Raw genomic sequence first — 12,452 nt, forward strand, 5'->3', positions numbered from 1 at the left:
TTTATAAACTATTTCATGAATTTTGGGGAATATCCAATCTAAATCGTCAATCTACGCAAGCCTCACCAGCCACTCCTATCATGACCTCTTCACATGTTACATATTCAATGTCAATCACCAGATTTACAAGAAGTACAGCTTTAAACCGCTCGCCATCTGGTATTGTTCCTTCAGCTTTCATAACGATTCCCTCAGTGCTAGAAGGCAGTTGTAAAGCCTTTTCAACTATTTCCCTTACAGCATCAACACCCACAGCATTGAGGTATCTGCTAATCTTTATTTGTGAAGCAATTTGAGATTCCCAATTTTCGCCAGGAAGCTCTACTCCAGTTTCAATTAAATTTGCAAAAACAACATCTTTAAGCCCTTCTCTATCGGTTAATACTAGATGAAAATTGTCAAGCTTTGTAGCCGTGTTACCATTAGAATAGATAAAGTCTAACTCCGCATCCCGAATATTCACTTTTGTGACTCTATAATCTTCGACAGAGCTTAAATTAAGATCCAAAATGTTTTTTGCAATTTCGTCTGAGCTTTTTTCTTCAATACTAGAAAATGAACCAGTGGTATCTAGGTCAAACCTTATGGTTTCATTTAGTGTACCCACAAAAGTGAGTTTACTAAAATCGCAAGAAGAGAAAAGGAATGGGATTATGAACAGAGCTAAATATTTTTTCATGACTATTATTTTAAATTGAAAGGCCAATAGAAAGACTTAAAACGGTTGGTTGTAAAAAGGTGAATTCTGTGTTTATTGACAGTACACTAAGTTTGACTCCAGCTCCTAAACCTCCAACGAGCTTATTGTTGTTTGGAAGCGTTAATGCAAAGTTTTCCATGTCTCCATCGCTGTTTTCAAAATCGAAATCAACCTTTAAATTACCTGACTGATAGCCAAGAAATGAATTGACGTAAACCTTATCCCATTGCTTACCATAGTTCACGGTGACTCTTTGCGTGTTTAAATCGAAGTAATTTGAAATATTAATATTTTGATAAGCTAGATGGGCAACTAAGAAGGCGTTTTCATCTTTCATAAAATACCTGCCAATGTTATGATTTAAACCAACTCCGAACCAACCAAATTTTTCACCTTCTGATTTTAGATTATAGGGCAAATAACGGAAGCTTATACTCGTGCCAAAAAAGTTACCAATGTTTAACTGGGGTGCTAGTAAGGGGATGTATCTGCTACCAGTTCCAGGGAGATAAGTAGTTGCCGTTCCGTTTTCATTTTCCACTATTACTGCATTGTTGTCTCCAATTACTGTCGGTACCGAAAACGAAAGTGCTTCACCGTTCTAATTTACAGGCGTAAAAGTCTTTAGTTTATTTCCAGGGAAAATGGAGGCACTACCCACCACCTTTAATCCAATGTGAAACTTATCTTCCATTGGCATTCTATCCGTAAAACCATTATTCAATTGAGAGGTTAAAACATCTGAAATAGGTTGAAAATAATTTATTTGATTTTGACCTTGGTAATAGTTTAAAAAGTACTCGGTGCTTTGGGCATTTACATTTTTTGAAAAACTGAAAACTATTCCAAAGAGAACAATATTGGAGATTAATTTCATGGCTATTGATGTATTAACTATTGAAAACACTTAATTAATTAAGTATAAGTTAGTTAAAATTATATTTACCAGCAAAAAAGCAATCTTGTTAAATTAATCATTAACTGCTTTCAGTTAAGTCCTCTTGTGTTCAAAGTGTAAAATAGAAGTATTAGTCAATTCGTGACTAGTTGGGAGAAATTTCGATGATGGCTCCAGAGTTGCTGTCAATACAAATAAAAACTCTGCCGTCAGGTGCTATGCATATATCTCTTAGTCTCCCGAAAATACTGACGTAATAATCTCTCATTTCGGTGATATAGCTTCCCGTTGGGTCAAGTTTCATTTGCTTTAGATGCTGGTTTTTTAGTACGGCTAGTAGTAATGAATTTTGCCACTGTGGAATAGCGGAGCTATTATAATAATCAAGCCCACCCGTGGCAATGGTGGGAGTCCAAGCGGCTATTGGTTCGGTGATTTGGTTGTTCTCACAGTAAGTTTGCTCACCACCAAGTGTATTGTCTAAGCAGTAGCCATGAACATAAGGCCAGCCGTAATTTTTAGACTTTTCAATGATATTGATTTCGTCATTAGTACTTGGACCATGTTCTGTAGAGTATAGTTTTCCATTACCAAAAACTAAGCCTTGAGCGTTTCTGTGCCCTTTACTCCAAAGGAAATTGCCAGAAATAGGGTTATCAGGAGGAACAGTTCCATCCGGGTTTATTCTAAGCACTTTTCCATTCAAAATATTGTCATCTTGGGCAGATGGTTGCACTTGTGCATCGCCGGTGGTCATGTATAGTTTTCCGTCAGGGCCAAAAGCTAGTCGAGAGCCGTTATGGGTGTTCCAGCCTTTAATGTCTTGAATTATTATAAATGGACTTGTCAATGTGTTATTGACGCCATCATAAGTATATCGCACTAATTTTTCTCGGTAGTTTGGGTTGGTTTGTGCTTGACCTTCTAAAAAGTAACAATACACCACGTATAAATATTTATTGCTGCTAAAGGCAGGGTCTAGTGCCATGCCTAAAAGGCCACCTTCGCTAAACTGACTACAATCTACAATGGTGAAATCTAAGGACCTTACGCCAGTGACAGGATTTACTCTACCTACTTTTCCTATTCTCTCGGTAAACCAAATGTGGTCATCTTCGCCCCAAAGTATTTCCCAAGGTCTATTTAATCCTGTAATTACGGTTGCGGTATTTAGCTCTTTGCAGCCAGTAAGTTCAGTTTGAAAAACTGCACCTTCTTTTGTTTCAAAACCTTCTTGAAGATTTATCCTTTGAGTAGCATCAAATAGCACGTTTGTGGAATCTTCTATGGAAGAGCTGCCATTGATTTCTACGGATGCTTGAGTTTTCTGAAATGTTTTGTCAAGTGATGAGTTTACATTTTCTGTTTCATTACAGTCGGAATAACTATAATTAATCCCAATTCCAGCAATTTCGGAGTTTGGGCTAGTGCAGCCCCCATTTGTGCAAGTGGCGTAAACACTTGTAGGCTTATTAACAGCAAAGCTTATCGTGCTACCAGTCATGCCATTCGACCAATTTATTATTCCACCAGTACAGCCAATAGTGTTTAAGGTAACGTCCTCTCCATAGTTTACCAAAGTGGCTCTAGGGCTTATTTGCGGAATGTCACATTGGCCTATGACCTGACCAATTACCAAAACGAAGAAGGTAAAAGTGACGAATTTCATATTTGGAGAATTGGGTTATGGTTTACGTACGTTTGGAACTATCTAAAAGATGATTTTCTATTTTAAGGTTAGTAAATCCCCATTTACACGATGGCGTGCCGTCTCACAAATGATGAACTTTGAAGATAGTTTCTAAATCAAATTTCGAAGGATATGAATAAGGTTCTATTAGTAATTTCTCTATTTGTTAGTACAAGCCTTTCAGCTCAAATTTATCCTGAATGGTCCAAGTCTATAGGAAGCCTTGAGGGTTATGAATTCATAAACTCATCTACGAAGGATGAAAACGGAAATACGTATATATTTGGAAGTTATCGAAATACTGTTTTCAACGGGGAAAAATTATACTCAGAAAATGGTTCAGTTGACGTTTATATTGCCAAATATGACAAAGATTTAGCACTGGTTTGGATTTATCCAATCAAAGGAAGTGGGGGAGAAGATGCCAAAAATATAGCCTATTATGATGGCCATATTTACATAGCATTTACAGGTTCTAATTCTATTACCTTTAATTCGGCTTCTGGACCATCTACAGAAGATTTAGGGGCTCCTTATGTGTACGTTATTGCCAAATACAGCGTAAATGGCGAGTTCGTTTTTGCTGAAAAGCTTAGCGAAAGAACTTATATATCTTTAAATGACCTGGAAGTCAATGCTAACGGAATTTATGCGGCGGGCTCGTTTTCTAATACTGCCACTTTCGGAAATAAATCTGGTAGTCCTGTTACGTATACCAGTGCGGGTAATATTGATGGTTTTATCGCAAATTATGAATTGGACGGTTCGCTCAAATGGGTAACTAGATTTGCAAATCCTGCAAAGCATTATGTAAATGCCATTAGCCTAAATCAAAATGATGTGTTTTTCAATTTTGGATTTGAGTATTATTTTGATGTAAATACACAATCAACTTCAAATTTTGACCAACTATTCAATGGAACGGTTGGATTTGAAATAGGAATTGGAAAACTAGACAGCAATGGCGAACTGAAATGGGTAAAAAGAATAGGGGCTAATGTAGATTTACCTAAATCTGTAAAAATGGACAATGACGGCTCAGAGTTATTCATAATAGGAGTATTTAACGGAACGGTTAACTTTAATTCGCCAAGTGCGGCAGGTACTAATGAAATTTCAAGTGCCGGTCTTCAGGATATTTTTATTGCTAGATATGATACCAGTGGCGTTTTTTCTTGGGTAAGTAGATTAGGCGGTACCTCTGCGGAGCAGATAGGCTCTATTAAAATTCTAGAGGATCAGCTTTTAGTAGGATTAGTAAGCAGTAGTACTAAAATGAATTTTAGTAACCCTTATGTAGCGGGAGCTAAGGAAATTAATTCAGGTGGTATGACTGACATATTCTTAGCGTTGTACTCAAAAAGCGGGCGATTCATCAAGGGTCATAGAATGGGAGGCATTGGGATTGATTTCTTAACAGATATGAGCTATTCAAATAATGAACTTACTGCTGTAGGTTATTATGCAGATTCCATAAATTTCAATACTCCTTCTTCTTTCATTTCAAATTCGTTTAAGCCTTTTGGTGGTACACAACACGTTTTTTTTGGGAATTATAAGTACGATTTATTGCCTAGTTTTCAAAAGGGCGGTGGAGCATTTAATGGCGGTGGCGGGCATGAGTCGCACGCTATAGTGGCTGATGCAGAAGGCAATATGTACGTTACGGGCTATTTTACGGGTAGTGCTGTTTTTGGTGATGTTACTTTACAAGGTCAGGGTGGAAAAGATGTTTTTGTTATAAAATATGATGCGGATGGGGAAAAAGTCTGGGCCAAACGAGCTGGTGGAACTGGCGACGACGAAGGAAATGCATTGGTATTGGCGGACGGATACCTATATGTGACCGGTAGTTTTGAAAGTACGGCAAACTTTAACACACCCTATGTTCCTCAGGGCTTAGAAATGACTTCAGCCGGGGATAAAGATATATTTTTAGCAAAGTATGCTATTTCGGATGGTAGTGCTCTTCTGATTAGAAGAGCGGGGGGAGCTGGAGAAGATGAAGGCAAAGGGATATGTTCTGATGCTACAGATTTATACCTAACCGGAAAGTTTAATGGCACCGCTAATTTTAATACACCATCTTCTTCAGGTAGTAACGAGCTCGTTTCTGCGGGTCTAGGAGATGCTTTTGTTGGGAAATACAGTACGCTAGGAAATGTAATCTGGTTGAAACGTGGCGGAGGTACTGGTGAAGATATTGGAAGAAGTATTGACGTTTCTTTATTTTCACTTTATGTAGGCGGCAGCTACGAAGGCATTAGCAATTTCAATTCACCAAGTAATCAACTGGTTTCAGCTGGCGAAAAAGACGGATTTCTGTGGAAATTGTCAAAACAAGGAATCATACTCTGGGCAAAAAGAATGGGTGGCCCAAAAACAGATAAGCTTTATGGTTTAGATGTGGTTGGGAATGACTGTTATGTAACTGGTTTTTTTACAGATTCTACTAATTTTCAAAACTCTGGAAGCCCTTTAAATCTTCTTCACAGTGCTGGTCAGCGAGATGTTTTTCTTGCCAAATTTGACCAAGCAGGCACTTTAATATGGAATAAGCGGGCAGGTGGAACACTTAATGATATAGGGACTGCAATAAAGGTGAGTAATGATATTATTTATACGTGTGGGGTGTTCCGTAACTCCATAGATTTCAATACTCCGTCTGCTACTTCTGCTAATGATTTAATATCAGATGGGCTCAGAGATTTTTATACAGCCCAGTATACCACAGACGGTGATTTTATTAAAGTAAAACGAGGCGGAGGTACAGACGACGACCTCTGTTTTGATATTGATGTTGAAGACGGAATTGTATATTCTGCAGGTACTTTCAGCGGCACTATAAACTTTAATACACCTTCTAATAATTCCTCTAATGTCTTGAATTCGGTTACAGTACCTTTTCTCTTTTTTGCAAGGTCTCAGCCAGACCTAGTTTTCGATATTGCCAAAACGGAGGGTACAAGAAGCGGGGGGGTAAGTGCTCCAAAGGTTATTGGTAAAGATGCAGATGGTAATTTATATCTGGCAGGAACCCTAGAATATTGGACAGATTTTAAAGTAGATACGCTTGAAAATGGTCTTTTTAATACCGGGTATATTCTAAAGATGGATAAGAACGGGACCAATAAATGGGTGAAACCTATAAGCACTGAGGATGACATTCGTTTCGAAGATATTTGCGTTCTAAACAACAAAGTTATGGTAGTGGGTTCTTTTTTTGAGAATATGAGTTATTCAGCTGATTTTTCAGAAAATGTGGTGTATTCCTCAGGCGACTATGACGGGTTCGTGCTTTCAATAGATACCTCTGGAGTCTTTCTAGGGCTAAATAGGTTTGGGGGCTCGGGATATGATGAGGCTGTTTCTGTTAAAAATAATGGCTCTTCCTTTTTTGTTGGAGGAAGCATTTCTGATTCCGCTAGCTTTACCTCTCATACAAGTGTAACCGTAGACTCCATTTATGGATATGGTTCTAAAGATGTCATTATAGCAAAATATGAAACTAATGGCAGTTTAAGTTGGGTGAAAAATGCTGGAAGTTCAGGAGATGATAATACAGGCGAAATTGATATTTACAACAACCAGATCTTTGCAATTGGGGCTTTTGGAGGTCAAATGCATTTTCATAACTCATCACAATTTATAGAAAAATCCAGCACCACTTATATTGATATGTTTATAGCTTGTTTTGATATCAATGGCAACTATGTGTGGGCAAAAAGAGCGGGCTCTGATGATACTTTTTATACTAAAGGTGTCAAGTTGGCGGTGAATAGTAATGGAGTTTTTTTGACAGGTGTTACGCTATCAGATACTCTAAATTTTGCCCCAGTGGGCACTTCTACTTTAAATAGGGTCATCTATCCTGATATACTAGATTTTAAGGGGTTTGTTGCAAAGTTTTTATTAGATGGAAGTTTTTCTTGGGCCAAAGGAATAAGTAGCTATACGGAAGTTTTAAATATATATCCTTCAGATTTTCTTTTCCATGAAGGGAAATTACTTTTAGCCTTATATTTTGAAGGTGATATTAACTTTAATAACCTCAATCCACCAGCTTCAGGTCAGTTGTTTAGCAGTAATGCGATTGGTGCTTCAGTTTATGCCGTATACGACTATGCTGGGAATTTTAAATATGCTCAGCTACACAGCAGTGAAGTTCAAACCATTACTTATCAATTCTTGAGTGCTAATAACGCGATTTATGCTGTAGGAAGTTTTCCCGTTGGGAGTAGTTTTGCTTATGGTCAAAGTCATAAATTACTACCTTATCAGCAGCCAGGGATTGTCAAATTTGTATCCTGTGCTAATTCTAGAGTACTAACTAAGCCAGTAGACAATTACTCTGAAGGTTTGGTAAGCATTTTTGCAAATGAGCTTAGTGGCAGTATCACAGCCAGTAATTTGATTTTTCCGGATGCCAAAGCAGAATATCAGGGGAAAAGTGTATTACTTAATCCTGGTTTTGAGGCTCGAGCCGGAACCGTTTTTATGGCAAACACTGGAGGTTGTAATTAATGGAGATTTAAAGTATAGGTTTTGAAAACCAGTTTGGAATGAGCCTGAATTAAATTTTACGGTCAAAATATCCCTATTTACACGATGGTATAAGTGGACTGATTTAGTGAACTTTGATGGTAGCTTAGCCTGAATTGTAAGCTTATCAAAGAGTCATGAGGTGTTTATTCACTATGTAGGTTTTCAGAGCCTTAATACTTAATTTAGAACGGACTTCAAATCACCCTTAAGGGATAGATATGATACATACAAGAGTAAAACCCCTTTCTTACATCCTATCTTTATTCACTCTACTGTTTATTTCTGATCTGAATGCTCAATTACTACCTGAATGGGGTATTAGTCTAAAAGACAAAGCAGAAAATCTTATAATAAAGGACGTGGTAGACGACGGAGCGGGAAATTACTATGCAATAGGTTCATATAGTAATACAGAACTGGATGGCTTAACTTTTGAAAGTCAAGGCTCGAGTAACGATGCTGTTCTATTTAGATTGGATGCTAATGGAGATATGCTATGGAAAAAACGTATTGGCGGAGATAACGCAGACTTTGGACAGGCTATTAGTTTTTATGATGGTAAAGTATATATAACTGCCTTAGTTAGGAATGGTTTTAACTTCAATACGCCTTATAAAAGAGGCATTAGCGATCAGTTTTTACCTGAAGGTGTTTTTACTACGCTTTTAGCATCATATAATCCAGAAGGAGAACTATTGTGGTCAAAATTACTCGATGCTACGGACGCCGTCTATCCCAAATCTTTACAAGCTAATGACAAGGGCTTATTCCTTACTGGTTTTTTTATTGGAAGTACTGATTTTCAACCATTAAGTGTCTCTGGCGGAACCACATTTAGTACAATGGGCTACATTGATAATGGTTTTTTGGTTAGATATGACTTGAATGGAAATCTAATTTGGGCTAATGTTTTAAACAGTGCCGATGAAGTATTTATACAAGAAGTGGCCATTTATGAAGATGAACTATATGTAACGGGTTTTTACACTGGACAGCTTAATACCGAAGGTGAGGCAGGCAGTATATTTAATATATCAAACTCTGGAATTGCCGTAGATAATTTCCTAATTAAGTATGATATAAACGGAACATTTAAATGGGTAAGGAGATTTGGAAATAAGGACTACTTTGATGGCATGAGTGTCTTGGCTTTAGAGAATCAAATTTTTGTTTCTGCTACGTACGATGGCCACATTAACTTTAATACCCCTTCTTTATTTAATGGAGCTAATGAGTTGATTAGTGATAATTTAGAAGCTTTTATTGTTAAATATGACAGTCTGGGTACCTTAGGTTGGATCAGACGCTTTGGCTCAATTGATATAGGTGAAAAGGTTCAATTGAAAAGTTATAATAGCCGTTTATTTATTCATGGTACCTCTAAAGACACACTTAACTTTTCTACGCCTTATGATCCTATAAAGTTTTCTTATCCTTTGAGTGCTGGAGCTAGAAATGGATTTATAGCGGAGTATATGTTGAATGGTACTTTCCTATCTTGCCGTACTTTTAATTCGTCAAAACGTAGTACTTCACATGCCTTTCATCCTACTTCACAAGGTCTTGTTTACTTTGGTACCATTGAAAATGATTTGGTAATCAAAGATATAAATAAAAAAAAGGATGATTCTCTTTACAGTAAATCTTCTCGCGTTTTGCAAACCCATTTTGTGCCTGACTTACTTCCTAATTGGCAAAAAAGCTATGGAGATCCTCAAACCACAGGCGGTTACGAATCCATTGCGGTGGCCACAGATGGTTTAGGTAATACCTATACCGCTGGGTACTTTCATGTCGGAGTCAAATTTGGAACACTTCCCATAATGTATTCCAATGGCGGTAAAGATATTTTTATTGTAAAAAAAGATGGAGAGGGCAAGCCAATTTGGTCAAAAAGAGCAGGTGGTTCAGGTGATGACGAACCCATGGAAATTACTTTCAGTGATGGCTATGTTTATATGACAGGCTCTTTTATGGATACGGCTAATTTTAACAGTCCGTCTTCTGGTTCCAATGAGATTATCTCTGCAGGAGGCAAAGATATTTTTGTGTGGAAAGGTAGGCAACTAGATGGCGTGCAGTTCATACTAAAAAGAGCCGGTGGTGTATTAGACGACGAAGGCGAAGGAATATCGGTTCTCAATTCAGAAATCTACGTGGCTGGAAAATTTGGGTTAACGGCTAATTTTAATACACCATCAGTCTTTGGTTCTAATCAAATAAGCTCTGCAGGAGGAACCGATGCTTTTTTGGTAAAGTACACTGCCACTGGAAACATAGACTGGATAAAACGTGCAGGCGGAACTGGTGACGACGCAGGCAATAGTGTTGGCTTAAGCAATACCGTAGTTTATATGGGTGGCTATTATGAAGGCACTGCCAATTTTAATACCCCTTCAGCTCTTGGTACAAACGAGCTGGTTTCTGACGGTGAAAAAGATGTTTTTTTAGCCAAGTATAGTAGTTCAGGCTCCTTAAATTTTATTAGAACAGCGGGTGGTAGTTTTGATGACCAGCTATTCGATCTGGCTACTTATGGAACCGATGTTTATATCACTGGCTTTTTTACTGATCAGGCGTATTTTCCTGGCCCTGTCGTTCAGGGCTCACCTTTGGTAGGTCATGGTCAAAGAGAGGCATTTCTGGTGAAGTATTCCTCCACGGGTGTGCCGCAATGGCGGCGACGTATGGGTGGAACAATGAATGACGCCGGTACCACAATGGCTATTGAGAATGGAATAATAAATCTGGGAGGCTATTTTAGAAATACCGTAAATTTTGACAATAACAGTGTTGTGTGGCCTGAGAGCTATGTTTCGGATGGGCTAAGAGATGGTTTTTTAGCCAGATTTGAAACCAACGGTATATTACTTACGACCAAAAGAATAGGTGGAGTAGGAGATGATTTACTTAGAGGATTGGCTTTTGATGGGCACAATACTTTTATCTGCGGTTCTGCGGACGAGCAAATGAATTTTAACACACCTTCTAATAATTCGACAAATAGTTTATATCCACTGGGCGATCCGTTCGCTTTTATGGCCGCTTTTTTATGGACTGATAAATACGATTTCAGCAAAATTCAAGGGAGAGAAACAAATGCACCCATTTATACAGATGACATGGTGGTAGACGAACTAGGTAATCAGTATGTGGTAGGGCGTTATACAGATAATATCGACATAGGAGATATGGAATTGCACAATTCTGAGGGAGATAAAGAATCTTTTTTTCTGTTAAAACTAGACGCTAGTGCTAAGCCTTTATGGCTAAAAGAAGTAGCTAAAGCTATTTCCGCAGATGATGCGAAACTGGCATATTATGAAGGTCAACTTTTTATGCATGTCGATGTAGACCAAGACTCACTTTTTATAAATTCTGGTGTCAGCAGCTTAAGTTTAGTAGGAAATCATTTGCTGTGGTTTGATACTACGGGTACCTATCAGTTTAGTAGAAGAGTTTATGCAGAGATAAATGATATGGCCGGAGCAGCTGGTAATATCTATTTATACGGCGACTTTTCGAAGAAATTGTATTTTGAAAATTCAGCAGTGAAAGACAGTATAGAGATTTCAGGTAATGCCACTGATGCTTTTCTTCTTAATTATAACCGGAATGGTTCGCTTAATTGGGCAAAGAGGTTTGGGGGAGAATTGTATGATTACTCCACTAAAGTAGAGGCATTTTCAAATAGGATTTATATCTCAGGTTTATTTAAGGATTCTATAAACTTTAAGACCCCTTCTTTATATGATGCGAATACGCTTTATGAACCGGCCTATGAAGGGTGTTTCTTAGCTGCATTAGATTTTTCAGGGAATGTAGTTTGGGCTAGAAGACAGGAAGAATCCTTTAACTCGAATTTATATAAAAGCAGTTTGGTTCCTCATGCCAACGGATTATATGCTATCAACCAAGCAGACAATGCTATCGTAAACCTAAGTAGCCCTTATCAGGCTGGTGTCAATGAGTATGACGCATTAGCCGAAGGTAGAATCATGGTACAATCTTATGACCCAACAGGGCTGATTAACTGGGTTAAAATAATAGGTGATACCTCTGAGTATTCGAATTATGATGAGCTTTATGGAGCATTTCTTGGAGGTGCGTTGGTATTTGGCGGTAAGAATGAAAAAAAAATAAATTTCAGTGAACCTTATGTTCATGGTACAATGGATCTTGTAGGCGGAAATTCCTATTTATGTTCCTTTAATACTTCTGGTGATTTGCTATGGTATCAAGCTCAAGGTGGAATAGGAACTGATAAAATAAACAAATTGGTCGCTCAAGGCTCTTCACTCTACGCATTAACAGACATCTCCGAATTTCTTGAGTCTTCAAACAATACTTTTGAACCAGATAATAACGAAAACCTATCCGTCATTAAGTTTTCGCCATGCGGCACTATTAGCAATTTACAGAGCACGGCAGGAGATATTAATTTAGGCTATCATTTTGCTTCTGGAAACTCCTTAACAGCAAGTAACGATATTACAGCAAAGGCGGAGGTTGAATATAAAGCGGACGCCATCATTTTGGAGCCAGGTTTTTCAGCTCTATCTGGGACTGTTTTTAAGGCACATACGGGCGGCTGCAATTGATTAAGATGGAAAGTATAG

Annotated in this window: 4 protein-coding genes and 1 pseudogene; 2 read left to right on the top strand and 3 right to left on the bottom strand. The window is 37.9% G+C overall.

The genetic code is table 11. The features are described from left to right. Positions 1–46: 46 nt before the first annotated feature. The 3 genes and pseudogenes from ACTBZY_RS15545 to ACTBZY_RS15555 form a co-directional block, all read right to left on the bottom strand. Complete coding sequence (locus ACTBZY_RS15545; protein WP_463047263.1) at positions 47–679, bottom strand: hypothetical protein; 633 nt, start codon at positions 677–679, stop codon at positions 47–49. A gap of 10 nt (positions 680–689) precedes the next feature. After that, positions 690–1,577 (bottom strand): annotated as a pseudogene (locus ACTBZY_RS15550) (DUF6588 family protein). A gap of 166 nt (positions 1,578–1,743) precedes the next feature. After that, on the bottom strand, positions 1,744–3,267 hold the full coding sequence (locus ACTBZY_RS15555; RefSeq protein ID WP_463047264.1) for a PQQ-dependent sugar dehydrogenase: 1,524 nt from the start codon (positions 3,265–3,267) through the stop codon (positions 1,744–1,746). 153 nt (positions 3,268–3,420) lie between these two features. Here ACTBZY_RS15555 and ACTBZY_RS15560 point away from each other — a divergent pair, with 153 nt between their 5' ends. Together ACTBZY_RS15560 and ACTBZY_RS15565 are read left to right on the top strand one after the other, a co-directional pair. Further along, a complete protein-coding gene (locus ACTBZY_RS15560) occupies positions 3,421–7,812 on the top strand; it encodes a 3-coathanger stack domain-containing protein (protein WP_463047265.1) in 4,392 nt (1,463 codons plus the stop codon). Between the two features lie 239 nt (positions 7,813–8,051). Next, entirely contained in the window at positions 8,052–12,434 is a 4,383-nt protein-coding gene (locus ACTBZY_RS15565) for a 3-coathanger stack domain-containing protein (protein ID WP_463047266.1), read from the top strand. Positions 12,435–12,452 lie beyond the last annotated feature (18 nt).

The sequence above is a fragment of the Arcticibacterium sp. genome, from assembly GCF_055134445.1.